Below are 24,156 nucleotides of genomic sequence, written 5' to 3'. Positions count from 1 at the left end.
TCCCGTGTCTCACGTCAGTGAACTCAGTGCGCACAGGAGGTTAGCGGCGGAAGGTGAGACGAGTCTGAGAACCCGGAAGCCGTGCCGCCGCTCGTGCCGTCAGTCCACGAACAGGCCGCGCGCCGCCGCCTTCGCGTCGAACTCCTCCAGCCGCGCCTGCGCGTCGGGCAGGTCGTCGCACATCGCCTCCAGCAGCACCCGGCCCAGCAGCATCGGCGCGCACGCCGTGTCGAAGGCCAGCCCGGTGCCGACGGCGGCGGGCAGCAGCAGGTCGGACACCTTGGCGACCGGCGCGAACGGGGAGTCGGCGACGGTCACCACGGTCAGCCCCGTCTCCTTGGCGTGGACGAGGGTGTCCACGACCTCGCGGGGATGCCGGGGCAGCGCGAAGCACAGCAGGGCACTCGCCCCGGCCCGCGCGGCGGCGTCGATCCGGTCGTGGAGCATCGTGCCGCCCTCGTTGAGCAGCCGGACGTCCGGATGGACCTTGGCGGCGAAGTACGCGAACCCGTGCGCCTGGGCCGCCGCCGCCCGCAGCCCCAGCACGGGCAGCGGACGGCTCCCCGCCAGCACCCGCCCCGCCTGCCGCACGGGCCGGGGGTCGGCCAGCACCTCCGCCAGATGCCGCAGGTTCTCGATCTCGGCCTCGACGGCCTGCTGGTACTCGTTGTACGAGCCGGTCCCCGGGGCGGGTTCGGCGGGCGCCACCTCGCGCAGATGCCGGCGCAGCGCGGGATAGCCGTCGAAGCCGAGGGCGACGGCGAACCGGGTCACGGACGGCTGGCTGACCCCGGCCAGCTCGGCCAGCTCCACGCTGGACAGGAACGGCACGTCGGCGGCGCGCCGCACCATGCTGTGGGCGATGCGCCGCTGGGTCGGCGTCAGCCGGTGCCCCTCGAAGAGCGCCTGAAGGCGCGCGGCGGGGCTCTCGGTGCCGCTCATGACGTGACGTCCCCCTCGACCCATTCACCGATCGCAACTCCTGCATGCCGTTATACAGGCGCACGTGTGCGGACGCACGATCGTGGGCGCGGCGTACGTCGTCCCCCGGCGGACGGTCAGAGGCGGACCGGGAGGTGGGCGGCGCCGCGCAGGCTCAGCAGGCCGTTCCAGCGGACCTCGCCGTCCTGCTCCAGGTCCGGGAAGCGGCGGACCAGTTCGCCGATGGCGATCCGTCCCTGGATCCGGGCGAGCGCCCCGCCGATGCAGTAGTGGGCGCCGCCGCCGAAGGAGACGTGCCGGCGCGCGTTCTCCCGGTCGAGCCGCAGCCGGTCGGCGTCCGGGCCCCAGAACTCCTCGTCGCGGTTGGCGCCGGCCAGGCTCGCGAGGACGACCGAGCCGGCCGGGACGTCGTGTCCGCCCACCCGATGGGGACGGAGGGTGATGCGCCGGGCGAGGTGCACCGGGGGTTCGTACCGGAGCAGTTCCTCGATCGCGTTCCGGTCGAGGCCGGGTGTGGCGCGCAGCAGCCGGAGCTGGTCGGGGTGGCGCAGCAGCGCGAGGACGCCGCCGGAGATCAGGTTCACCGTCGTCTCGTAGCCGGCGACGTAGATCATGGCGACCTGGGCGACCAGCTCGTCGTGGCTCAGCCGGTCGCCGTCGTCCTCGGCGTCGATGAGGGCGGTGAGCAGGTCGTTGCCGCGGTCCTGGCGCTTGCGGGAGATCGCGTCGGAGACCAGCTCCACCATCTCGGCGTCGGCGGCTTCGACGCCGGACTTCGCGTCGGAGCCCGCGCCGGGCTCCCCCAGCCGTATCAGCAGGCCGGTCAGCTCACGCAGACGCGCCGTGTCGACCTTCGGCATCCCGAGGATCCGGGTGATCACGGCGAACGGCAGCGGGAAGGCGAGGGTTTCGACGAGGTCTCCGCCACCCTCCCGGCCCAGGTCGTCCAGCGCCTTTCCGGCCAGGTCGCGCACCACCGGTTCGATGCCGCTCATGGCCCGGGGGGTGAACGCCTGGGAGACGAGTTTGCGCAGCCTGGTGTGGTGCGGTGGATCCTGGTCGATCAGCGCGAGTCCTTTGAGGCGTGGCGGGCGCGCGGGATCGGCGGCGCCCCGCGCGTTGCGCTTGTCGACGGAGAGGTCCGCGCGGAGCAGCGCCTCCACGTCCTCGTACCGGGAGACCATCCAGAAGCCGCCCGGGTGCTCGTGCACCGGCGCGTGCCGGCGCACCTCGGCGTAGTGGGGGTGCGGGTCCTCCATGAAGCCGTCGGACAGCGGGTTGAACATGACCGGGACTGGGCGCGTCGGGCCGCTCATGGCGTACGTCCTCTCGTCGTGCGGAACGGTAAGGAGATGGGGGCCGGCGAGGTCCGGGGCCGTCCGCGCCGGTGCACGGCCGCGGCGAGCGCGCCGACGGCCAGGGCGGCGCCGACGACGGCGCCCTTGCGCAGGCCCGTGCCCGCGGGCCGGGAAGGCGGCGCGGGGGCCGGGGGGTGGGTGATCGCCCGGGGGTAGGGCTCACGGGCCGCCGTGTAGCGGCGTCGGCAGACCTCCGCGATCCGCGTTCGCCGCTCGGGCGGCAGCGCGGAGAGGCGCTCGAGGAACATCGACTCGTAGCGGTCGACCTCGCGTCGGAGCTCCGTGGCGGCCGCGTCGCCGAAGAGCTCCACGAACAGGGAGTAGACGTTCAAGGTGCCCGAGGCGACGTCCCGTTCGTAGTGCCGGAGGTCGTTCGCGATGTCCGCGAGCACCTCCACCGGCCAGAGCAGGTCCCGGGTCGCGGGGTCCATCGGGCGCCCGCGCAGGGCGAAGGTCATGGCGCGCAGCAGGCGTACGTCGGTGGGCCGCAGTTCGACCATGGCGAGGGCGTCCTCGCGGGTGACGGTCCCGCGGGAGGTGGTGCCGTTCTCCAGGCGGATGAACCGCTCCGCCTCGTCGACCAGGAAGGCCACGTCCTCGTTCCACGCCCCGAGCGCCCGCAGGGCCTTCTCGAACGCCCTCTTGTAGGTGTGGAACGCCTCGTAGTCGCTGCCCCGTACGGCGTCGAGGTCCACCGCCGCGTTGCGTTCGGCCAGGGAGTCGACGCGGTAGACGAGGTACTCGACGCCGAGCAGTACGGGTGTCAGCCGCAGGCGCTGCCGGCGCGGCACCTCGTCCACCACGTAGTACATCCGCAGCACGTAGTCCCGCACGATGCCCGCGGCCTTTCCCAGGGGAGTCGACGCGAGGCCGACCGCGTTGTTCATCACGCTTCCTTTCCGAAGGTGTTCGGGGAGCGGGCGCCGAGGCGCCAGGCGACCGCGAGACCGACCGCGAGTCCCAGCAGGCAGCCGCCCGCGACATCGGCGGCGTGGTGGGCGTCGGCCAGGACGCGGGAGATCCCGACGGCCGTCACGAGGAGTGCGCCGGCCCCCAGGCACAGCCACCACAGCCGTGTGCCGGCGGACACCACCGCCGGCAGCACCACGAGGACGAGCGTCGCCGTGGCCGTGTGGCCGGACGGGAAGCTGAACCCGGTGTCGGCGGGTGTGCCGTCGGCCGGCACCGGGGCCGTCCGGCCCACGAGGGATTCGAGCAGGGTCTCCGCCGCGAACTGCGCGGTCAGGCCGGCGAGCACCCACAGGGCGGCGGCGAAGCGGCGGCGGGCCAGCAGCAGGCCGAGGACGGCCAGTACGCCCACCCCCAGCAGGGCCGAGCCGGTCACGTCGGCCCACCCGCCGGCGCCGAGCCAGTCGTCGCCGGACGTCCCGAGCGCACGGCCGACGAGGTCCCGGGCGTCCGCGTCGAAGGCCCTGACGGCACCGTTCCCGGCTGCCACCAGCGCGGCCAGCACGACGAGCGCCACCGCCGAGACCGCCGAGCCCACCAGGTACCGGGCGGCGGTCCCGGCTCCGGCGCCGGTCACGCCGTGGGCTCTGCGGCGGTGCCGCCGGGCTTCCTGGCCGTGACCACCTTGTAGTTCCAGACACCGGCGTCGAACATCCGGATCTGCGCGGCGGACGCGATCAGGTTGTCGGCGGGCACCGGGGCCAGCACCCCGAGCCGGCGGAAGGCCGGCGCGGTGGGTCCCAGCAGCCGCACCAGCCATCCCAGCCGCCGCAGGGAGGGGGCGACGTACCGGGAGATGTCCACGATCCGTATGTCCTCGAAGCCCTGCTTGCGCAGCAGCCGCTCGTACTCGGCGTCGGTGAGCAGGCCGGGCATCGCCCACCCCCGGCACCAGGTCCGCAGCTCCTCCTCCTCGGCCGGGGTGGGTGCCGGGTCCTCGCGGACCAGGTACTCGGCGATCATCAGCCGGCCGCCGGGGGCCAGCACCCGGTGGGCCTCGCGGACGAAGGCCTCCTTGTCGTCGACATGGACGACGCTCTCCAGCGCCCAGACCACGGTGTGCGATTCCGCGGGGAGCCCGGTGTCGGTGAAGTCGGCCTCCACGAACTCCACGACGTCGTCGACGGCCGCCCGGCGGGCGGCCTCCCGCGCGGCCTCGACCTGGAAGGGCGTGATGTTGACACCGGTGGCCCGGCAGCCGAACCGCTCGGCGATGCGGATCACGCAGCCGCCGATCCCGCAGCCGGCGTCCATGATCCGGTCCTCGGGGGTGATCCCGACGACCGACGCCAGGTAGCCGGTCATCCGGCGCAGTGCCGTGACGTGGTTCCGGATCCCCTGGTCGTAGAAGCCGAAGTGCAGGGCGCCGGCCTTCTCGCTGCGCCACAGATGGCGGTAGTCCCAGCGGGTTCCCTCGAAGTAGTCGACGACCTGTTGACGAGTCGCGCTCATGGCCATTCCCTTCCTGCCGTCCGATCGCGGAACGGCATCCCCGTGGTGGAGTGGAGCACTGTCAGAACCTGCGCCAGGGCGACATTCCGGCGGCTCGCAGGCGGCGGTGGAGCAGGACGCAGTAGGCGGCGTCGAGCAGGAACGTCCACCCGTACATGACGTTGATCAGCGGCGTCAGCGGGTACGAGCGGTTGCCCAGTGCCTTCCGCGTGAAGTCGGACCAGCTCGTCGGCCAGGTCCGCTGCGGTGTGGTGGTGACGGTGAGCGCCGTGGCGATCCAGGCGCACAGCGTGCCCAGCCACTTGCCGACGGCGATGTACATCGACTGGCCCGCGGGCGATCCGCGGTCCTCCAGCATCTTGATGTAGAGGATCGACATCATCAGGTTGATCCCGAACCCGGTGTACTCCCCGTCGGGATCGGCCAGATCGATGAACGCGTGGTAGTTGACCGACAGGGCGACGGCCAGGCACAGCCCGAACAGCGGGCGGAAGTACCGTCCGAGGGCGCTGTCGGGGAACTGGGCCGCGCCGTACTTCCACACCTGCCAGGCGATGACGGCGTCGACCAGGAACCCGAAGACGCTCGCGGTGTGGAAGTAGTCGCCCAGCGGGTCCAGGAGGAAGCCGTAGGCGAACTCCCAGGTGAGGTTGGCGAAGAGCGCGGCGAGCGGTACTCCGTAGGTCTGGTCGGCGAAGCCCCGGTAGATGATGGCCGCATAGGCGACCAGCCATCCGAGCACGCACAGCATGCCGAAGAGGACGACGGCGCTGGACACCCCCTCGGCCGTGCTCTCCTCCTCGTGTCGTTCGACCGCCGGATCCGGATAGTCGCCCCAGGCGGCGGCGCAGTGGCGCGCGACCGCGCGCCGGAGCCGTTCGCGGTCCGCCGCTTCCAGGGACAGCAGCCGTTTCTCGAACTGGGCTCTGAAATCGGCCACTTCGTCGCGCAGCCGCTCGGCGGCGGAGTCACCGTAGGCGTCGACGAAGGCGGCGTAGATGTTGGTGCGTTCGACCGTGGCGGTGTCGCCGGCGTACCGCGTCAGGTCCGAGGCGACATAGGCCAGGGTCTCGGCCGGGCGAAGCGCCTCGCGGAGCGCCTCGTCGCCGGGGCGCCGCCATGAACGGCCGAGGTCACGGACGACGCGCAGCTCGCTGGGCGCCAGTTCCATGAGGCGGCGCAACTGGCCGGAATCCACCGCTCCTTTCCGGACCGCGAATTCCGTTTGTGCGAGTTCCGCGATGTCCCGGTGTGCGCGGGCGCCCTCGGGAATGCGGGCGCAGAGCCGCGCCAGGGCCCTTTCGACGCAGGCGTCCCGAATCCCCGCGAGTTGCCCGAAGATGCGGCCTCCGACCGGTTCCGGAGCAAGTGCCGCGAGACGGCCGCGCTTCATCGCGAATGCGAGGTATCGCGCTGTCAAGCGTATGGGCGTGGCACGAAGTTGCCATTTCAGGGACGCCCCCAGGACAGGGGCGTGGACGCCCTCCGATACGGCCACCTCGGTACTTCGGCGCACCGGTGGGGTCACTTGGGTGACGACCGAGGTCAACAGGCGTTTGGCGCGCCGAGAAGCGGATGTCCTCAGGACGGTCAACGTGCTCAATCCAGCCTCCTGGAGTCGTATCCCGCACGGCCGGCCCGATCCGCGGACGCGCAACCACCATGGCGGAATGGCGAATTCCGGGCTACGTTCACCCGAACGGACGGTGAACATGATGTACCATTATGATCTGCACCGCCCAGGCTGACGCGCAAGACCTTCCGCACACCACGGGGGCATGCAATGGACGTCATTTCTGAACACTTACTCCCGGCCAAAGAGGCGGCCGAGTTGTGCACGGCGGCCGAGGCCGCACTGACGGCACTGGGATCTCCTGCGAACCCCCTTTTCTATAAGGGCCTCGAAGAGCACGTCCATCGAATACCGGACTCACTTCTCGCGGTATTGAGTGAGTTGAGGGAATCACCCTCCCTGTGCGCGTTGCACATCTCGGGACTGCGGGTCGACCCGGATCGCTGCGGGCCCACCCCGCTCTCCTGGCAGGAGGCCCTCGACGACAGCCGGCAGGATCTGGAGGAGGCCCAACTGGCCCTCCTGGCGGTCTGCCTGGGCGAGGTCTTCGCCTGGCCGACCATCCAGCGGGGCCGCATGGTGCAGAACCTGTTCCCGGTCGAGAGCGACCGGGAGGAGCAGAGCGGTCACGGCTCGGTCGCCCTGGAGTGGCACACCGAGGACGGCTTCCACCAGGACCGGTGCCGCTATCTCGCGCTCCTCGGCATCAGGAACCCCGACCGGATACCCACCACGCTCGGCAGCGTCCACGACGTGCGGCTCAGCCGGCACCACCGGTCCGTGCTCCGCGAGAAGCGCTTCCTCATCCGCCCCGACCTGGAACATCTGCGCCAGCTGGCCGAGTTCGCCCCCGACAGCGAGATACTCCGGCGCACGCACGAGATGAACGACAACCCGGAGCCGGTCGCCGTCCTCTTCGGTGACCCCGAGGCTCCCTGCCTGCGCATCGACGCGCCCTACACGACCGCCCTGCCCGGCGACGCCGAGGCCGCCGAGGCCCTCGCGGCGGTCGTCGACGAGCTGAGCCGCGTCCAGCGCGACGTGGTGGTCGGCGAGGGAGACGCGCTGATCGTGGACAACTACCGGGCCGTGCACGGCCGTCGGGCCTTCCGGCCGCGGTACGACGGCACGGACCGCTGGCTGAAGCGCATGAGCGTGACCGGCAGACCGCTGCCGGCCTGAGGAGAATCACGGCTCCAACAGCGCCGCCCAGTCACTCGACGACGTGTTCAGCGAATACATGGGGGAGTGAACGCTCGTGTCCTTCACAGTTGACAACGCCCAGGCGGACGTGGATTTCCCGGTCCCGATGGAGAATTTCCGCCGCCAGGTGAACGAAAAGCTGCGCTCCTCCGTGGACTCGGTGGAACCGCCTCGGCTGCGTGAGGCGATGGCCTATTCGTTACTGGCCGACGGAAAGCGCATCCGCCCCACTCTGTGCCTGTTGACCTTTGAGATTTTCGACACCGATGTGGCGATCGCTCTCCCCACCGCCTGCGCCCTGGAAATGCTGCACACGGCGTCGCTCATCCACGACGACCTGCCGGCCATGGACAACGATGATTTCCGGCGTGGAAATCCATCCAATCACCGGGTCTTCGGCGAGGGAATGGCACTGCTGGCGGGTGACGCACTGCTCGCCTACGCCCTGGAGTTCATCCTCCAGAACGCCGGTGCACTGCGTCCGGAGAGACTCCTGGCCGTCATGGCCAAACTGATCGAGGTGGTGGGCCCGTCCGGGCTCTCCGGCGGTCAGGCGATCGACCTCCATTGCCAGGGACGCGAGCAGGTCGACCCCTGGACCGTGGAGGAGATGCACATCAAGAAGACGGGAGCCCTCATCGAGGCCTCGGTGGTCACCGGGGCGATTCTCGGAGGCGCGTCGCAGGACGACATATCCCGCCTCACGACCTATGCGAGAAACCTAGGCCTCGCCTATCAGATCGTCGACGACATACTCGACGAGACGTCCAGCTTCGACGATTTCGGCAAGGAGGTCGGCCAGGACCGGGCCGCGGGCAAGTGGACGTATCCCCGGCTCATGGGTGTGGAGAAGGCGCGCGAACGGGTACGCGAACTGATCACTCGGGCGGTCGAGGAGCTCGAGGGGTTCGGTGAGGGCGCGTCGATGCTCCGCTGGGCCGCCCAGGTCGTGCACGACCGGGCCGCCGCGTGATCGGCGCGCACGGCTCCCCGGAGGAGCTGGAGACCAGCCCGCCCTCGGCCGTCCCGCCGAACCCGGCCGGGGCGAACATCGCCGCCTCCTGGTACGCCGCGATCAGGAGTTCGAAGCTGGGCAAGGGACCGCACCGGATGCGGCTGTTCGGGCGCGAGGTGGTGCTCTGGCGCGACCGGCGGGGAGCGGCCCGGTGCGTCGCCGCGCACTGCCCGCACCAGGGCGCCGACCTCGGTCTCGGGGACGTCGTCGACGGACAGCTGCGCTGCCCCTTCCACCACTGGCGCTTCGACGGGAACGGGATCTGCTCCGCCATCCCGGGCGTCCCGCGCATTCCGACGACCGCCCGCACCCGGTCGTACCCCACGCGCGAGGCCCACGGATTCGTCTGGGTCTGGTACGGCTCCGCCGAGCCCCTCTTCGAACTGCCGGAGTTCCCGGCGCTGTCCCACAGGCCCCGCCGCTACCTCGGCTTCCACTACGACGACTCCACGACCGGGACCGTCCGTCAACTGCTGGAGAACGCCGTCGACCACCAGCACTTCAGCGCGCTGCACGGACTGGACCTGGACGGCGTGGAGTTCCGCGTCCTGACCGAGCAGTCCGAGGCGGCGGACAACGGCCCGCCGCTGTCCCGCGACGACGCCTGGTTCGGCGTGTGGTTCTCCGGCCGGCCCTGGCGGCCGCCCCTGCGCCGCTCCCCCCTCGGCTGGCTCACCGGCGTGGTCTCCACCTTCGCGATGGGCCGCCGTATGGAGCTGCTGGTCGACGGCTGGCCGGGCGGACAGCGGTTCACGGCGTACGTGGACGGCACCGAGATCTACAAAGTGATCATGGGGATCGTCCCCGAGGGGGACCGGGCCACCCGGCAGGTCGGCTGGGCGGGCGTCCGACGCACCGGACGGTGGCACCGCACCCTCTTCCACTACGTCCTGTTCTGGGTCCAGAACCGCGCGGGGACCTTCCAGGACGTGCCCGTCTACGACTCCACCCGCAACGCCCAGCCCACGGTGTACGTGCGCTACGACAACGGGCTGCTCAGGTTCCGCCGCTACTACCAGTCGTGGGTGGACCGGGCGGCGGACGACGGAAAGGTCGGCACATGAGTCTCGCGCCGGTGCGGGGGCAGCCGCCCCGCGCTCTCGAACCGCCGCGCGATCTGGCGCGCGGCTGGTACGTGGTCGAGCGCTCCACCCGGGTGGGACGGCGGCCCCGGGCCGCCGCGGTGGCCGGGGCGGAGGTGGTGGTGTGGCGCGCGGGCGACGGCGCGGCCGTGGTCATGGACCGTTTCTGCCCGCACCAGGGCGCCGCACTGGAGCTGGGCCGGGTGGTGGACGGCGCGCTGCGCTGCGCCTTCCACCACTGGCGGTTCGACAGCGAGGGGACCTGCGTGGCCGCCCCCGCCACCCGGCGGGTGCCGCGCGGCGCCTCGGCCCCGGTCCACCCGTCCTGGGAGGGGCTCGGCTACGTCTGGGCCTGGGTGGGCTCGGCGGTCCCGGAGTACCCGCCGCCGGACTTCCCCCACCTGGACCGGACGTCCCCGGCCCACCGGCGCTACCGGTTCGTCTTCGACACGAACGCGCCGGCCCGCCGGGTCCTGGAGAACGGCTTCGACCTGCCCCATTTCCCGGTGGTCCACGGGATCGCCGGCGATCTGCGGCTCACCTGGGACACGGAGGAGAACAAGCACACGATCGGGGCGCGCATCACCACCGACTCGATCGCCCTCCCGGGACCGCTGGACCGGCGCCCGGGCGGACTGGGGCGGCTCTGTCTGCACCTGCGCTCGACGCCCTCGTACCAGGTGCTGACCTTCGAGCTGAACGACCGCCCGGTGGCCCACGAGTTGCTGGCCGTGACGCCGGTGTCCGAGGGCGCCACCACGATGCACGGCTGGACCGTCATGCCGCGGGCCGGCGGTCTGCTCGGCTCCGCCCCCGTCTTCTGGGCGTACCGGCTCCAGCACTGGTGGGGCACCCGCGCGGACCTGCGCATCTACCGGGACGCCGAGGAGACCGACGGCTCGATCAACACCCCGGACGACGAGGGCGTGCTGCGGTTCCGCAAGTTCCACCGCCGCTGGACGGGGCGGGGGACGGAGTGAGGACACCGACACGAGGACCACGGCGGGCCGGCGCGGAGGGGACCGGATGAGGAAGAGGACGTCCGAGCGGCTGACCGCGTCGGCGCGACCGGTGACGCACCTTGCCTCGGGCTGGTACGTCGCGCTCCCCTCGACGGAGTTACGGCGCGCTCCGCGCAGGGCGACCCTGTTCGGGCACGTGTACGTGGCCTGGCGGGGGGACGACGGCCGCGCCCATGTGCAGAGCGCGGTCTGCCCGCACGCGGGCGCCGCCCTGTACGGCGGCAAGGTGGTCGACGGGACGCTGGAGTGCCCGTTCCACCGATGGCGGTTCGACGGGACCGGGGCGTGTGTGTCCGTGCCGGGACGGCGCCCGCCGGCCCGGGCCGCCGTCACCGCGCTGCCCACCCGCGAGTGCTCGGGCTACGTGTGGGTCTGGTACGGCCCCGGGCCGCCGCGCCACGAACCGCCGGACCTGCCGGACCTCCGGCCCCGGCGGCTCCCGAGCACCCGTGCCTTCCGGCTGGCCGACCCGACCCGGGCCACCACCCGGAGGATCCTGGAGAACACCTACGATCCGGACCACCTGGTGGCCCTGCACGGGCTGACCGTGGCCGGGGAGGCCCGGATCACGTTCCCGGCCGCCCGCGAGAGGGCGCTGAGCGGCGGGGCGCCGGGCTCGACGGAGGCGGCCGGGGCGGCGGACGGCGGCCCGGAGGAGCGCTGCGACGCGACCTTGACCTGGCCCTCGTACCGGGGCCCGCTGGGCGCGGTGTCGAACGTGTTCGGGCTCAACGCCGACGAGTTCACCCTGCGGATGCGCGGCTGGGCGAGCTGCCAGGAGATCGAGTACTTCGCCGACGGCCGGCGCCTGTACCGGATGGTCCTGGCGGTCACCCCGATCGGGGAGCACCACAGCGTCCAGCACATCAACGCCGCCGTGGACCCCGACGGCGCGGGGATCGTGGGCCTGCTGCGCGCGCTGGTCCACCGTGCCGAGGTGCAGGTGGCCGCGCGCCAGGACCTCCCGGTCTTCGACACCCTGCTGCCGGGCGACCGGCACGGCATCTATGTGCCGGGGGACGAGGCGGTCCGCCGGTTCCGGCGGTTCTACCAGCAGTGGGTGGAGTGGGCAGAGCGTGGCTGAGGACGTCGTGGATCTCATCGAGGCCGCCGAGCTGCCCGTGGAGCGGGTCGGGGGCAAGGCCAAGGGGCTGGGCCGGCTGGCGGCGGCGGGCTTCCCCGTGCCGCCCGGTTTCTGCCTCCCGGTGGACCTCTTCGCCGCCTCGGCGGGCCGGGAGGAGGACGACGGGAGCCCCGGCGGGTCGGGGCTCCCGCCCTCGGCGGTCGCGCGGGTACGGGAGCGCTGGGAGTCCCTGCACGCGCCGCACGGCGTCGCCGTGCGGTCGTCGGCCACCAGCGAGGACGGCGCGGCGAGCAGCGCCGCCGGCCAGTACGAGAGCGTGCTCGGCGTCCGTACCTTCGAGGAGCTGCTGGCCGCCGTCGGCCGGTGTCAGCGGTCCCGGCACTCCGCGGCCGCCGGGATCTACCGGGACCGGACGGGCCTGGACGGCGCGGCCCCGGCGATGGCCGTCGTGGTGCAGGCGATGGTGGACCCCACCTGGGCCGGGGTGGTGTTCACGGCGGAGGCCCCGGTCGCGGAGGCCGATCATCTGGTCCTCGTGGAGGCGGTCGAGGGGCTCGGCGCGCAGCTCGTCGACGGGGTGGTGGAGCCGAACCGGGCCGCGTTCGCCCGGAGCGAGCCGCACGCGCCCGCGTTCAGCACCGCGTTCGGGGAGCGGATGGGCGAGACGCGGGGGCGTGAGGGCCCCCTCCGCGAGCTGGTGCGGACGGCGCTGGCGGTGGAGCGGGCGCTGGGCGGACCGCAGGACATCGAGTGGGCCCTGGACGACGACGGACTCCACCTGCTCCAGGCCCGTCCGATCACCGCCGCGGTTCCGCGTCCGAACCGGTTCGGCGACTGGGTGAGCGAGGTCCCCGGCGCGCGGTGGGCCCGGATGAGCATCTGCGACTCGTGGCTGTCCGATCCGCTCTCCCCGCTCTTCGCCACCACACTGTTCCCGACGCTGATCGACCGGTGGGCCACCAACTGGGGCGGTCCGACCGAGCGACGCGCGCGGAGCCCGCTGATCCCGGAGCCGATGCACGGCACCGTCAACGGCTTCGCCTATCTGCGGTTCGACTTCCCCCTCTCCCGGCACCCCCTGCGCACCCTGCGGCTCACCGCGCGCTGGCTCGGCTTCCACCTCTCGCCCGTGGAGCGGCGCTGGCGCGGCGAGGTGCTGCCCGCGCTCCGGGACGGCTTGGAGCGGGTGCGGGACACGCCCCTCGCCGATCTCACGCCGGTCGAGGTGCTGCGGCGGATCCGGACGATCGAGGAGCTGAGCGCCCGCTACTGGGCGGTCATCGGTGGCCTCGCCTGGCACTGGAACACCACCGAGTGGCTGCTGGAGGCGGTCCTCGCGCGCGGCGGCCGGCGCACCGCCGGACTCACCGCCGGGGCCCTGCTCGTGGGCGGGGACCGCCTGGCCCACCAGGCCGACCGGGCCCTGGACCGGGTCGCCTCCGCGGACCCGGAGGAGGAGGATCGGCTGCTCGACGCGTATCTGCGGCGCTTCGGCCACCTGGTGTACAGCCTCGACCCGGCCGAGCCCACCGCGATCGACGATCCCTCGATGCTCCGCTCGGTGATAGCCGGCCGCCGCGGCGACGCGGCCGCCGGCGAACCGGCCGCGGCGCCGGTGCCGGTCACCGGCGCCGCCGACCCGGTCCGCCGTCTCGGGCGCGGGCCGCTCGGCCCGCTGCGGCGCGGGGTCCACCGGTGGGCGAACCACTGGAGCGGCGTACGGGACGAGGCGCTGCACCACTTCACCCTGGGCTGGCCGTTCATGCGGGCCGGATACCTCGATCTCGGCCGCCGGCTGGTGCGGGCCGGACTGCTCGACGCCGACGACGACGTCTTCTATCTGACCGGGGACGAACTGTCCGGCTGGGTGAGGACCGGCACCGGTGACGCGGGCTGGCGCGGCCTGGTGCGCGAGCGCCGTATGCGCCGTCAGTGGCAGCGGCGGCTCAACCCGCCCGATGTGGTCCCCGCCGACGCCCGGATCATGCTCTTCGGCTCGGACATCACCTCCCTGGCGCTGTTCGGGGTCGAGCGGCCGGAGGACGAGGAGGGCGGGCTGAGCGGTTCGGCGGTGAGCCCGGGCAGCCACACGGGCCGGGCCAGGGTCGTCCACGAGATCGCGGAGTCGGACGCGCTGGAGAAGGGGGAAGTCCTCGTCGTGCGTCAGGTGACGCCGGCGTGGGCGCCGCTCCTGGCCCGGGCCGGCGCGGTGGTGGCCGACGTCGGGGGCGCGCTGTCCCACGGCTCGGTGGTGGCGCGCGAGTACGGCATCCCGGCGGTGATGGGGGTCAGGACCGCGACCTCGCGGATCGTCACCGGGGACCTGCTGACGGTGGACGGCGACTCGGGCACCGTCCGGCTCCAAGGGGAGCCGTGACCCCGGCCGGGCCCCCGCCGAAGGACCGCCGCACGCGGGACAGGGTGATCCGGGCCCTGCTGTTCGCCGCGGTGGCCGTCAGCCTGGTGATCACCCTGCGGGGCATGGATCCGGACCACCTGTGGGAGGTGCTGGCCGACGCCGACCCGCGCTGGCTGGCCGTGGCCGTCCTGGCCAACGTGGCCTCGCAGGTGACCCGGGCCCTCGGCTGGAACGCCATGTTCACCGACTCCCGGATCCGGTTCCCCCTGCTGGTGCGGATCGAGTTCGCCGTGCAGGCGGCGGCCGCCGTCAGCCCGGAGGGGGTGGGCGAGTTCGTCCGGGTCGGCTACCTCCTGCGCGAGGGGGTGACCAGGACGGTGACCGTCACGCTCATGCTGGTCCGCAAGTTCTTCTCCAGCCTGGGTCTGGTGCCCTTCCTGGTGGTCGTCTGGTGGCCGGGCAGCGGGGTGCCGGGCTGGGCGGTGGCCCTCGCCTGGGCGTACCTGGCGGTGCTGACGGTGGAGTCCGTGCTGATCGTGCGGGTCGCGCGCACCCCGTCCGCGCCGACCCGGGAGAGCCGGCTGCGGCGGATCGTCTTCGACGCGCGCACCTCGCTCGGACCGGTGCGCCGCCCGCGGGTCTTCGCCGAGGTGGGGGCGGCCGGGGTCGCCACCCGGGCGCTCGACCTCGCGGCGGCGACGGCCGTCGCGAAGGCCCTCGGTCTGGGGCTCTCGGCGGCCGTCCTGGTGCTGGTCCTGCTGTCGGTCGAGGTGTCCAACATCCTGCCGACCCTGCCGGGTCAGCTGGGCACCTTCGAGGCGGCCGTGCTGGGCGCGACGGCGGGCGTCCTCGGTGAGGCCGAAGGGCTGGCCTTCGCACTGGTCTTCCATGCGCAACAAGTGCTTCCCCAGATCCCCCTGGGGATGATGACGATGGCAGGCAATTCGCTGCTACGCGACCGATCGAAACAGGATTCGACATGACCGAACTGTGGAACGCCGATACTCCCAAGGTGATCCAGCTGCCCTCGGGGCGGCTGATCCGGGGGCGTGGCCTCAGATACGACCTGCCGGAGGGACAGACCCCCACGTTCGCGGTGCACCTGACCGACCATCAGCCCGCCGATCCGCCCTGGGAGTCCGTATGGGTCCCCTGGCGGGACTTCTGGCTCCCCGCCGACCCCATGGACGCGATGCGCAAACTCCGTCTCGCCCACGAGCGCGCCGAGACCGAACGCGTGGAGGTCTGCTGCGGCGGTGGCGTCGGCCGGACCGGTACGGCGCTGTCCGCGATCTGCGTCTTCGAGGGCATGGACCCCAAGGAGGCGGTCAAGTGGGTGCGGCGGAACTACCACTCCCGCGCGGTCGAGGTGCCCTGGCAGCGGCGGTTCGTCCGCCAGGTCTTCGCCGCCCGCGCCTCCGGGTGAGCGACCGGCCGTGACCGAGCAATGACCGAGAGCTGAGCGGAACGCCCGGCCGGAACCATCCGGCCGGGCGTTCCGCTGTGCGACAGATCCGGAACTCGACGATTTTGCTACGACGTCACCGCATCCCGAATCGGCCGGATAGCGTAACTCCTCGAACAACAGAGCGTCTTGAGGCGCTTGTGACCCCAGTGGCATCCGACGGAGAACGGGAACGAGCGTGGACGCGCAGAGTCGTGGGCAGGCGGATGGAACCGATCCTGCCGACCAGTGGGTGCTCAACCCTCGTACCGGCGAGTACGAACTGCGACTGAACGATTCAGCGCAGCGGCCGGGAGCACCCCGCCCCGGTTCTCCCACGCCCCGGGTCCCCGCCCAGCGCGGCCGCCGCGCGGCGGCACCCGCCCCGCAGGACACGACCGGCGCCGGCCGCCGCGAGCGCAAGCAGAAGCGGAGCGGCAAGAGGAAGGCGCTGATGTGGACGGGAGGCGTCCTCGGCCTGGTCCTCGTCGGCGGCTCCGCGTTCGCGTACTACTGGTACGACCGCCTCTACGGCAACATCAACACCGTCGACATCGGTGACGTGGGCAGTGACAAGGTCCTCGCGGACGGGCCGGTCAACATCCTGGTCATCGGCAACGACGTCCGCACCGGCGAGGGCAACGAGGACTACGGCAACCGCACCAACGTCACCGGCCACGCCGACACCACGCTGCTGTTCCACGTGGCCGAGGACCGCAGCAACGCGACCGTGGTGAGCATCCCCCGGGACCTGATGATCGACATCCCGGACTGCACGTCCAAACAGTCCGACGGCTCGACCAAGGACATACCCGGCTCCACGGTCCCCACCAAGTTCAACGAGTCCTACGGGGTGAACGGCCGCGACCCGGGCTGCACCATGCTCACCGTCGAGGAGCTCACCGACCTCGAGGTCGACCACTTCATGATGTTCGACTTCAACGCGGTCAAGACCCTGTCCACCGCGGTCGGCGGCGTCAAGGTGTGCCTGGACGAGCCCATCAAGGACCTGGAGGGCGGCTCCGGGCTCGACCTCCCGGCCGGGGAGAGCACGATCCAGGGCGAGGACGCGCTGTCGTTCCTCCGCAACCGGCACGGTCTGAAGAACGAGAGCGACCTGGACCGGATCGAGATGCAGCAGAAGTTCGTCGCGTCGATGCTCCGCCGGCTGAAGGAGGACACGCTGGACAGCCCGACGAAGCTGCTCGACGTCGCCGACGCGGCCACCAAGTCCCTCACCGTCGACAAGGGCATAGGCAGCCCCGGCAAGCTGCTCACCCTCGCCAGGGAACTCGGCAAGATCGACCTGAAGAACATCACCCTGATGACCCTGCCGGTGGTCGACAATCCGGCCGAGCCCACGCCCGTCACCGTCGTACCGCACCCGACCGAGGCACCGAAGCTCTTCAGCATGCTCCAGAACGACACCTCCCTCACCGAGGTGAAGAAGAAGGAGAAGGACGCCAAGGACAAGCAGGCCGAACTGCTGGAGGGCCCGCGGGCCGAGGCGTCCGAGGTCCGCGTCGACGTCTTCAACGGCGGCGGGCCGCAGGGTGCCGCGCAGGACACCCTGGTCTGGCTCCGGACCGAAGAGGGCGTGGCCGCCTCCACCAACAAGGGCAACGCACCGGCGAAGGTCGACAAGACGCGGCTGGAGTACGCGCCGAACCAGGCCGACCAGGCACGCGCGCTCGCCGATCTGATGGGCCTGCCCGCCTCCGCCCTGAAGCCCGGCACGACGGACGCCGACGCGACGACCCCGATGGTCCTCACCCTCGGCCCGGACTTCAAGAAGGCCGGCGTCCCCGTCGCCCCGCCGAAGAAGGTGGATGCCAAACAGTCGCGGGCCGACGAGAAGATGTGCAAGAAGTAGCCGCGCCCCGGCCGGTCCGCCCCGGCGAACCCGAGGCCGAAAGGGGGGCTATCCCCAGTGCCACCGGCCTCCCACCTGCCTAGCGTGGGACGCATGACCGGAATGGACGCGCGGGACACCGAGCTGAAGAAGGAACTCCACGCCTCCCTGCGGGCTCGCGGGGAACTGGGCGAGGAGTACGAGTCCGCGCTGGTCGACTCGTTCCTGGAGAAGGTCGACCAGCGCATCGACGGCGCGGTGGAGCGCCGGGTGCGCCGGCAGCTCGCCGAGCAGCAGATGACGGTGGCGCGGGACTCCCGGTCGCCGAAGGTCACGGACACCTGGGGCGAGCGCTTCGGATTCGGGATCGTCTCGCTGGTCCTGGCGGTGCCCCTGTCCGCCATCGGCGGGGGTGTGGGCCATCTGCCCGGTCTGGTGGTCACCTGGCTGGGCATCGTCGGCGTCAACGTCGTCCAGGCCGTCCGTACCAACCCGGGCTTGTTCGGCCGCCGGAAGTCGTCGCAGGACAGCGACTGGGAGGACTAGGGGAACACCCCTGGGGACCTGTTGCGCGGGGACCGCCGCACCCCCGTGACCGGGGGGCGGGACGACGGCGGTCCCCGCGAGGGACGCGCGCCCGTTGAGGCGGACGGCGCGTCCGAGGCGTCCATGGAGGTCCGGGAGCCGCTCCGGAGGTCCTTCGACGCCGTTCGGTCGCCGGCCGGAACGGGGAGCCGCTCCCGCCCTGCCGACACCCACCAATGTGCCGGACCCGTGTTAAGCGAGTGCTGCGCGGACGTGACACGCTCGTACCACTTCCGCGAAGTCCACGAAGATCACGAACGCGCCAACACCCGGCCGTTCACTACGGGTTCACCGGTGGTTCGCCCGACGCGCCGTCAACACGCCGTCACTTCCCGGTCTTGGCCAGGAAGGACAGCAGGTCCTGGCGGCTGACCACGCCGGTCGGCTTGCCCTCGACGAGGACGATCGCCGCGTCCGCCTTGCCCAGCACGGCCATCAGGTCCGCGACGGGCTCACCGGAGCCGACCTGCGGCAGCGGCGCGGACATGTGCTTCTCCAGCGGGTCGTCGAGCGAGGCGCTCTTGCTGAACAGCGCGTCCAGCAGCTCCCGCTCCACCACCGAGCCGACGACCTCGGCGGCCATCACGTCCGGGTGACCGGCGCCCGGCTTCACCACCGGCATCTGCGAGACGCCGTACTCGCGCAGCACCTCGATGGCCTGGCCGATCGTCTCGTCGGGGTGCATGTGGACGAGGGAGGGGATGTGGCCGCCCTCCTTGTCGTCGAGGACGTCGCCGACGCGGGCGCTGGGGCCGGCGTCCTCCAGGAAGCCGTAGTCGGCCATCCACTCGTCGTTGAAGATCTTGCTGAGGTAGCCGCGTCCGCTGTCCGGCAGCAGGACGACGACCACGTCGTCCTCGCCGAGCCGCGAGGCCACCTCCAGCGCCGCCACGACCGCCATGCCGCAGGAGCCGCCGACCAGCAGGCCCTCCTCCTTGGCGAGCCGGCGGGTCATCTGGAAGGAGTCCTTGTCGGAGACGGCGACGATCTCGTCCGCGACGTCACGGTCGTACGCCGTCGGCCAGAAGTCCTCGCCGACACCCTCGACCAGGTACGGACGCCCGGAGCCGCCGGAGTACACCGAGCCCTCGGGGTCGGCGCCGATCACCTTCACGCCGCCGTCGCTGGCCTCCTTCAGGTAGCGCCCGGTGCCGGAGATGGTGCCGCCGGTGCCGACGCCGGCCACGAAGTGCGTGATCTTCCCCTCGGTCTGCTCCCACAGCTCGGGACCCGTGGAGTGGTAGTGGGAGAGCGGGTTGTTGGGGTTGGAGTACTGGTCCGGCTTCCAGGCCCCCGGCGTCTCGCGCACCAGCCGGTCGGAGACGTTGTAGTAGGAGTCGGGGTGCTCGGGCGCCACCGCGGTCGGGCAGACGACGACCTCGGCGCCGTAGGCCCGCAATACGTTGATCTTGTCCGTGGAGACCTTGTCCGGGCAGACGAAGATGCACTTGTAGCCCTTCTGCTGGGCCACGATGGCGAGTCCGACCCCGGTGTTGCCGCTGGTCGGCTCGACGATGGTGCCGCCCGGCTTCAGCTCCCCGCTCTGCTCCGCCGCCTCGATCATGCGCAGGGCGATGCGGTCCTTCACGGAGCCGCCCGGGTTGAAGTACTCCACCTTGGCCAGGACGGTCGCCCTGATGCCCTTGGTCACGCTGTTGAGCCGCACCAGCGGGGTGTTGCCGACGAGGCTGATCATCGAGTCGTGAAATTGCACCGTTGTCTCCGGATGCTGCAAAAGAGGTGGTCGTAGTGGTGATGCCAGCCTAGGCCCTCACGGGCCCGGACCCGGCGGGGTCGTTCACTCCCTGTTGGGATTGGACCACCGTCCGTACGGGGCAAGCACTGGGTGTACGGGTTCGAGGAGGTGGCGGCGAGGCATGACGGGCATGTCGAGGGCGAGGGTGGCCCGGCGGATCGCGGCCGGCGCGGCGTACGGCGGTGGGGGCATCGGCCTGGCCGGGGCGGCCACCGTGGGGCTCCTGCTGGCCGAGGCCCAGCTGGCGCGGCGCCGGGTGGGCAACGGCACGACGCCTCACGTGCCGAACGCGGACGGGCTGTACGGCGCCGCGTACACGGTGCCGGGCGAGCCGGCGCTGCGGCTGACGATGCTGGGCGACTCCACGGCGGCCGGGCAGGGTGTGCACCGGGCCGGGCAGACGCCGGGCGCGCTGTTGGCGTCGGGGGTCGCGGCGATCGCGGAACGTCCGGTGGGGCTGAGCACCGTGGCGCTGCCCGGGGCGCGCTCCGACGATCTGGACCGGCAGGTGACGCTGGCGCTGTCGGATCCGTCCCGGGTGCCCGACGTCTGCGTGATCATGGTCGGCGCCAACGACGTCACCCATCGCATGCCGCCCGCCCACTCCGTACGCCATCTGTCCTCGGCGGTGCGCCGGCTGCGGACGGCCGGTGCGGAGGTGGTCGTCGGCACGTGCCCCGATCTCGGCACCATCGAGCCGGTGCGGCAGCCGCTGCGCTGGCTGGCCCGGCGGGCCTCCCGGCAGCTGGCGGCGGCGCAGACGATCGGCGTGGTCGAGCAGGGCGGGCGGACGGTGTCGCTGGGGGACCTGCTGGGGCCGGAGTTCGCGGCGCACCCTCGGGAGCTGTTCGGGCCCGACAGCTACCACCCCTCGGTGGAGGGGTACGCCACGGCCGCGATGGCGGTGCTGCCGACGGTGTGTGCGGCGCTGGGGCTGTGGCCGGCGGAGGAGGAGCGTCCGGACGCCGCCCGCCGGGAGGGGTTCCTGCCGGTGGCCCGGGCGGCGGCGGAGGCGGCGTCGGAGGCGGGCACGGAGGTGACCGCGGCGATGCCGACGGGGCCGCGGGGGCCGTGGGCCCTGCTGAAGCGCCGCCGGCGCCGCAGGCTCCCAGAAACAGAACCAGAACCTTCGACCCAGTCGACGTAACCCCTCCGCAGCTGCGGGCAGTCGTGCCGCTGGGGCGGCACGACTGCCCGCGGAGTGCGGCGGTGCTGCCGCGGAGGCGGGCGGGGCGCGGCTGGGTGGGTGCGGCCGCGCTCATGCCAAGCAAGCGCTTAGACAGTTGCGGTCCATGTCACATGGCGTCACCCGTGACCCCGCTCATACGTCCGGGTAACTTCCCAAGAAGCCCCGCACCAACCAACCGGTATGCCCTCCCGTCGCCCGACCACCACCCCTCAATGAGGCGCTACGCGCCACCCCTACCCTCTGGAGCCCCGATGCCCGAAGCCGTGATCGTCTCAGCCGCCCGCTCCCCCATCGGCCGCGCCTTCAAGGGCTCCCTGAAGGACCTGCGCCCGGACGACCTCACCGCCACGATCATCCAGGCCGCCCTCGCCAAGGTCCCCGAGCTGGACCCGAGGGACATCGACGACCTGATGCTCGGCTGCGGCCTCCCCGGCGGCGAGCAGGGCAACAACCTCGGCCGCATCGTCGCCGTGCAGATGGGGATGGACCACCTCCCCGGCTGCACGATCACGCGGTACTGCTCCTCGTCCCTCCAGACCAGCCGCATGGCCCTGCACGCCATCAAGGCCGGCGAGGGCGACGTCTTCATCTCGGCCGGCGTCGAGACGGTCTCCCGCTTCGCCAAGGGCAACTCCGACAGCCTCCCGGACACCCGCAACCCGCTGTTCGCCGAGGCCGAGGCCCGTACCGCCGCCGTCGCCGAGTCGGAGGGCTCCACCTGGCACGACCCGCGCGAGGACGGCCTCGTCCCCGACCCGTATATCGCGATGGGCCAGACCGCCGAGAACCTGGCCCGCCTCAAGGGCATCACCCGCCAGGACATGGACGAGTTCGGCGTCCGCTCGCAGAACCTCGCCGAGGAGGCGATCAAGAACGGCTTCTGGGAGCGCGAGATCACCCCGGTGACGCTCCCCGACGGCACGGTGGTCTCCAAGGACGACGGCCCCCGCGCCGGCGTCACCATGGAGGGCGTGGCCGGCCTGAAGCCGGTCTTCCGCCCCGACGGCCTGGTCACCGCCGGCAACTGCTGCCCGCTCAACGACGGCGCCGCCGCGCTCGTCATCATGAGCGACACCAAGGCCCGCGAGCTCGGCCTCACCCCGCTGGCCCGGATCGTCTCCACCGGTGTCTCCGGCCTCTCCCCCGAGATCATGGGCCTCGGCCCGGTCGAGGCCAGCAAGCAGGCCCTGTCCCGCGCCGGCCTGACCATCGACGACATCGACCTGGTCGAGATCAACGAGGCGTTCGCCGCCCAGGTGATCCCCTCCTACCGCGACCTCGGCATCCCGCTGGAGAAGCTGAACGTCAACGGCGGCGCCATCGCCGTCGGCCACCCCTTCGGCATGACCGGCGCCCGCATCACCGGCACGCTCATCAACTCCCTCCAGTTCCACGACAAGCAGTTCGGCCTGGAGACCATGTGCGTCGGCGGCGGCCAGGGCATGGCGATGGTCATCGAGCGCCTGAGCTGAACCCCGTACCGCGGGCACACCGTAGCCGTCGCGGTACGGTCGGTGAGGCCGTGGCCCGGCCCCCCGGAAACTCCGGGGGGCCGGGCCGTTTCGTGATCCAATCTCCCCCAGGATGTGACCTATCTCCCTCGCCGGCGGGATTCGCGCAGGTCAGGACCGGACCCCTTTCGGGCACTCCACCAAAGACCTGTCCGTTTCGTGACGTTACGCACTGACAGATGGTTAGTCCGCCCTTCAAGCTGATGTAGGAAGTCGGGGGTCGACTTTGAACCGGGAGTACGTCAGTGAGCGCCATGCCGATCGCCCTGCTGATCACCACGGCAGCCACCGGCGCCGTGGGCGTCGCCGTCCTGCGCAGCATCATGGTGCTGCGCCGCCAGGTCGCGGCCCTGCACACCGAGCTGGCCGAGAACCGCGCCGCCGCCACCCGCGCGCACGTCCCCTCCGCCCGCGCGGCCGGCACCGACGAGATACGCGCCGCCGTGGCGGACGCGCTCGCCGAGGAGCGGGAGCGCGAACTCGCCGAGGCCCGTGCCTTCTGGGCCGCCCAGGAGGCGCGTGACGCCTCCGACGCGCCCTCCCTGCTGGGCCTGGCCGACAGCGAGCTGTTCCTGCCCCGGCAGGCCGATTTCGTGGGCCTGGAGCCGGTGACCGAGCCCGGCGCCGACGCCGAGGAGTACTCCGGGGACTCCCCCGAGCTGGCCGCGGCCCGCCGCCGTCACCCCTCGCACCCGGACTTCGTCCCCAACCCCTCGCCGGTCGTGAACGACCACGAGCGCACGGTGACCACCCTGGAGGAGCTGGCCGCCGCCCGGACCGAGCTGACCGACGTCCGCCCGGGACCGCTGGGCACGCTGGACGTCTACGTCTTCGCCGACGGTACGACGCTGTGCATGACGCCGGGCCACCGCGAGACCGCGGAGCGCCTGGCCGGGGCCCTGCGCGCGGGCGAGACCCCGTTCCTGCTGGGCGGCTCCGGCATCTCGGGGGCGTACACGCTGACCTTCTCCTGCGGCGAGGAGAACGTCTACATCCTGGCGGACCGCGTCATCGCGTCCCTCTGACGCCCGGCTGCGGACACCCCTACACCCCGGCGCGTCCGCGTGCCTCCTCCACGAGCCGTACGGCCTCCTCGACCTCGTCCTCGTTCTTCAGTACGAGCGCCAGGTCGCGGCCGGCGACGGTGATCTGGTCCGCGGCGGCGAACATGCCCGCGTCGGGCATCTCCCGGGGCTCGGTGCCCGGCTCCTCGACGAGCTGGGTGCGCCGCGCCAATTCCCTGGCCAGCGCGAGCGCCTCGGCGGCCCCGCCCCGCTGGAGCCGGCTCTGCGGGGCGGCCCGCAGACGGTCGGCGAAATGATCCACGGCACGGGTGAAGGGCGTCGTATCAACCACGCGGCGAGCGTACGCGGCGCGGCAGGACTGTTGCCAACGGGCGAACGCTCAGGCACGGTGACCTGAAGGACCGGCTTACATCCCATGCGTCCGGAGGCGCCGATGTCCCAAGTCTTCTCCGCAGAGACCCATCGCAACATGCTCGCCCGCATTCCCCACTGCACCGGTCGTGAGATCTCCGACTGGCTGCGCACCGTCGAAGAAGGCCCGGCGCTCTTCCGCTTCGAGGAGAAGGTCAGCTGGCTCCGCCACGAATACGACCTGGCGTACGGCCACGCCAAGGCGATCGTCCACGAGTACGACCTGAGGAGGGCCGCGCGCAAACTGCTCTAGCGCGCAGGACAAAAGGGCCCCGGGACGAACCCGGGGCCCTTGTCGTACGGCTGCGGTGCCGCGGCTGTGTG

At 71.9% G+C, this 24,156-nt stretch carries 22 protein-coding genes; 14 read left to right on the top strand and 8 right to left on the bottom strand.

The window, feature by feature from the left end; translation table 11 throughout:
• Window positions 1-99: 99 nt before the first annotated feature.
• The 6 genes from ACZ470_RS31995 to ACZ470_RS31970 all read right to left on the bottom strand — a co-directional run bounded on the left by ACZ470_RS31995 (window position 100) and on the right by ACZ470_RS31970 (window position 5,919).
• Window positions 100-942, bottom strand: a complete 843-nt coding sequence (locus ACZ470_RS31995) for a MurR/RpiR family transcriptional regulator (protein WP_468432879.1) — start codon at window positions 940-942, stop codon at window positions 100-102.
• 116 nt (window positions 943-1,058) lie between these two features.
• A complete protein-coding gene (locus tag ACZ470_RS31990) occupies window positions 1,059-2,258 on the bottom strand; it encodes a cytochrome P450 (RefSeq protein ID WP_468432878.1) in 1,200 nt (399 codons plus the stop codon).
• Window positions 2,255-3,187, bottom strand: coding sequence for a hypothetical protein (locus ACZ470_RS31985; RefSeq protein WP_468432876.1), 933 nt, complete (start codon window positions 3,185-3,187; stop codon window positions 2,255-2,257). Before ACZ470_RS31985 ends, ACZ470_RS31990 begins: the two co-directional genes overlap by 4 nt.
• The gene (locus tag ACZ470_RS31980; protein WP_468432875.1) at window positions 3,187-3,846 is read right to left on the bottom strand and encodes a phosphatase PAP2 family protein; all 660 of its coding nucleotides are present in this window, start codon (window positions 3,844-3,846) and stop codon (window positions 3,187-3,189) included. Before ACZ470_RS31980 ends, ACZ470_RS31985 begins: the two co-directional genes overlap by 1 nt.
• Window positions 3,843-4,721 (bottom strand): methyltransferase domain-containing protein, encoded by an 879-nt coding sequence (locus tag ACZ470_RS31975; protein WP_468432874.1) that lies wholly within the window; start codon window positions 4,719-4,721, stop codon window positions 3,843-3,845. The genes ACZ470_RS31980 and ACZ470_RS31975 overlap by 4 nt, the downstream gene beginning before the upstream one ends.
• 61 nt (window positions 4,722-4,782) lie before the next feature.
• Window positions 4,783-5,919 (bottom strand): transmembrane-type terpene cyclase, encoded by a 1,137-nt coding sequence (locus tag ACZ470_RS31970; RefSeq protein ID WP_468432873.1) that lies wholly within the window; start codon window positions 5,917-5,919, stop codon window positions 4,783-4,785.
• Window positions 5,920-6,675: 756 nt separating this feature from the next.
• On the opposite strand from ACZ470_RS31970, the gene ACZ470_RS31965 reads away from it, so the two are divergent.
• The 10 genes from ACZ470_RS31965 to ACZ470_RS31920 all read left to right on the top strand — a co-directional run bounded on the left by ACZ470_RS31965 (window position 6,676) and on the right by ACZ470_RS31920 (window position 17,901).
• Window positions 6,676-7,476 carry a TauD/TfdA family dioxygenase gene (locus tag ACZ470_RS31965; RefSeq protein ID WP_468432871.1) on the top strand — a complete coding sequence of 267 codons (801 nt, stop codon included), beginning with the start codon at window positions 6,676-6,678 and terminating at the stop codon, window positions 7,474-7,476.
• A gap of 76 nt (window positions 7,477-7,552) precedes the next feature.
• Window positions 7,553-8,470: a polyprenyl synthetase family protein gene (locus ACZ470_RS31960; protein ID WP_468432869.1), complete on the top strand. Its 918-nt coding sequence runs from the start codon at window positions 7,553-7,555 to the stop codon at window positions 8,468-8,470.
• Entirely contained in the window at window positions 8,467-9,576 is a 1,110-nt protein-coding gene (locus ACZ470_RS31955; protein WP_468432867.1) for a Rieske 2Fe-2S domain-containing protein, read from the top strand. Before ACZ470_RS31960 ends, ACZ470_RS31955 begins: the two co-directional genes overlap by 4 nt.
• Window positions 9,573-10,574: a Rieske 2Fe-2S domain-containing protein gene (locus ACZ470_RS31950; RefSeq protein ID WP_468432865.1), complete on the top strand. Its 1,002-nt coding sequence runs from the start codon at window positions 9,573-9,575 to the stop codon at window positions 10,572-10,574. Before ACZ470_RS31955 ends, ACZ470_RS31950 begins: the two co-directional genes overlap by 4 nt.
• A 46-nt stretch (window positions 10,575-10,620) precedes the next feature.
• Window positions 10,621-11,700, top strand: a complete 1,080-nt coding sequence (locus tag ACZ470_RS31945; RefSeq protein ID WP_468432863.1) for a Rieske 2Fe-2S domain-containing protein — start codon at window positions 10,621-10,623, stop codon at window positions 11,698-11,700.
• Entirely contained in the window at window positions 11,693-14,077 is a 2,385-nt protein-coding gene (locus tag ACZ470_RS31940) for a PEP/pyruvate-binding domain-containing protein (RefSeq protein ID WP_468432861.1), read from the top strand. Before ACZ470_RS31945 ends, ACZ470_RS31940 begins: the two co-directional genes overlap by 8 nt.
• Window positions 14,074-15,042 carry a lysylphosphatidylglycerol synthase transmembrane domain-containing protein gene (locus ACZ470_RS31935; protein WP_468432860.1) on the top strand — a complete coding sequence of 323 codons (969 nt, stop codon included), beginning with the start codon at window positions 14,074-14,076 and terminating at the stop codon, window positions 15,040-15,042. Before ACZ470_RS31940 ends, ACZ470_RS31935 begins: the two co-directional genes overlap by 4 nt.
• On the top strand, window positions 15,039-15,485 hold the full coding sequence (locus ACZ470_RS31930) for a protein-tyrosine phosphatase family protein (protein ID WP_468432858.1): 447 nt from the start codon (window positions 15,039-15,041) through the stop codon (window positions 15,483-15,485). Before ACZ470_RS31935 ends, ACZ470_RS31930 begins: the two co-directional genes overlap by 4 nt.
• A 217-nt stretch (window positions 15,486-15,702) precedes the next feature.
• On the top strand, window positions 15,703-17,376 hold the full coding sequence (locus tag ACZ470_RS31925) for an LCP family protein (RefSeq protein ID WP_468432856.1): 1,674 nt from the start codon (window positions 15,703-15,705) through the stop codon (window positions 17,374-17,376).
• Window positions 17,377-17,478: 102 nt separating this feature from the next.
• Window positions 17,479-17,901, top strand: coding sequence for a hypothetical protein (locus tag ACZ470_RS31920; protein ID WP_468432978.1), 423 nt, complete (start codon window positions 17,479-17,481; stop codon window positions 17,899-17,901).
• Window positions 17,902-18,265: 364 nt separating this feature from the next.
• Here the strand turns inward: ACZ470_RS31920 and ACZ470_RS31915 are convergent, their stop codons facing one another.
• The gene (locus tag ACZ470_RS31915; RefSeq protein ID WP_468432854.1) at window positions 18,266-19,654 is read right to left on the bottom strand and encodes a cystathionine beta-synthase; all 1,389 of its coding nucleotides are present in this window, start codon (window positions 19,652-19,654) and stop codon (window positions 18,266-18,268) included.
• A 163-nt stretch (window positions 19,655-19,817) separates the two neighbouring features.
• Here ACZ470_RS31915 and ACZ470_RS31910 point away from each other — a divergent pair, with 163 nt between their 5' ends.
• The 3 genes from ACZ470_RS31910 (at window position 19,818) to ACZ470_RS31900 (ending at window position 23,421) form a co-directional block, all read left to right on the top strand.
• Window positions 19,818-20,843 (top strand): SGNH/GDSL hydrolase family protein, encoded by a 1,026-nt coding sequence (locus ACZ470_RS31910; RefSeq protein WP_468432852.1) that lies wholly within the window; start codon window positions 19,818-19,820, stop codon window positions 20,841-20,843.
• Between the two features lie 293 nt (window positions 20,844-21,136).
• Window positions 21,137-22,357: an acetyl-CoA C-acetyltransferase gene (locus ACZ470_RS31905; RefSeq protein ID WP_468432850.1), complete on the top strand. Its 1,221-nt coding sequence runs from the start codon at window positions 21,137-21,139 to the stop codon at window positions 22,355-22,357.
• A 284-nt stretch (window positions 22,358-22,641) separates the two neighbouring features.
• Window positions 22,642-23,421, top strand: coding sequence for a hypothetical protein (locus tag ACZ470_RS31900; RefSeq protein ID WP_468432848.1), 780 nt, complete (start codon window positions 22,642-22,644; stop codon window positions 23,419-23,421).
• Window positions 23,422-23,440: 19 nt separating this feature from the next.
• Here ACZ470_RS31900 and ACZ470_RS31895 read toward each other — a convergent pair whose 3' ends face one another.
• Entirely contained in the window at window positions 23,441-23,752 is a 312-nt protein-coding gene (locus tag ACZ470_RS31895) for a hypothetical protein (RefSeq protein WP_468432846.1), read from the bottom strand.
• A gap of 102 nt (window positions 23,753-23,854) precedes the next feature.
• Here ACZ470_RS31895 and ACZ470_RS31890 point away from each other — a divergent pair, with 102 nt between their 5' ends.
• On the top strand, window positions 23,855-24,085 hold the full coding sequence (locus ACZ470_RS31890; RefSeq protein ID WP_184765993.1) for a DUF4287 domain-containing protein: 231 nt from the start codon (window positions 23,855-23,857) through the stop codon (window positions 24,083-24,085).
• Window positions 24,086-24,156: the final 71 nt, after the last annotated feature.

The sequence above is a fragment of the Streptomyces sp. NPDC031111 genome (genome assembly GCF_055570675.1).
The sequence above is the reverse complement of the archived record's forward strand: the minus strand, read 5'-3'. Positions and strand labels throughout refer to the sequence as shown.

Bases quoted from the DNA above. Each gene is read 5' to 3' on its own strand.
- ACZ470_RS31995 (WP_468432879.1), bottom strand. From the start codon at position 942: ATGAGCGGCACCGAGAGCCCCGCCGCGCGCCTTCAGGCGCTCTTCGAG.
- ACZ470_RS31990 (WP_468432878.1), bottom strand. From the start codon at position 2,258: ATGAGCGGCCCGACGCGCCCAGTCCCGGTCATGTTCAACCCGCTGTCC.
- ACZ470_RS31985 (WP_468432876.1), bottom strand. From the start codon at position 3,187: ATGAACAACGCGGTCGGCCTCGCGTCGACTCCCCTGGGAAAGGCCGCG.
- ACZ470_RS31975 (WP_468432874.1), bottom strand. From the start codon at position 4,721: ATGAGCGCGACTCGTCAACAGGTCGTCGACTACTTCGAGGGAACCCGC.
- ACZ470_RS31950 (WP_468432865.1), top strand. From the start codon at position 9,573: ATGAGTCTCGCGCCGGTGCGGGGGCAGCCGCCCCGCGCTCTCGAACCG.
- ACZ470_RS31945 (WP_468432863.1), top strand. From the start codon at position 10,621: ATGAGGAAGAGGACGTCCGAGCGGCTGACCGCGTCGGCGCGACCGGTG.
- ACZ470_RS31930 (WP_468432858.1), top strand. From the start codon at position 15,039: ATGACCGAACTGTGGAACGCCGATACTCCCAAGGTGATCCAGCTGCCC.
- ACZ470_RS31920 (WP_468432978.1), top strand. From the start codon at position 17,479: ATGGACGCGCGGGACACCGAGCTGAAGAAGGAACTCCACGCCTCCCTG.
- ACZ470_RS31910 (WP_468432852.1), top strand. From the start codon at position 19,818: ATGACGGGCATGTCGAGGGCGAGGGTGGCCCGGCGGATCGCGGCCGGC.
- ACZ470_RS31905 (WP_468432850.1), top strand. From the start codon at position 21,137: ATGCCCGAAGCCGTGATCGTCTCAGCCGCCCGCTCCCCCATCGGCCGC.
- ACZ470_RS31890 (WP_184765993.1), top strand. From the start codon at position 23,855: ATGTCCCAAGTCTTCTCCGCAGAGACCCATCGCAACATGCTCGCCCGC.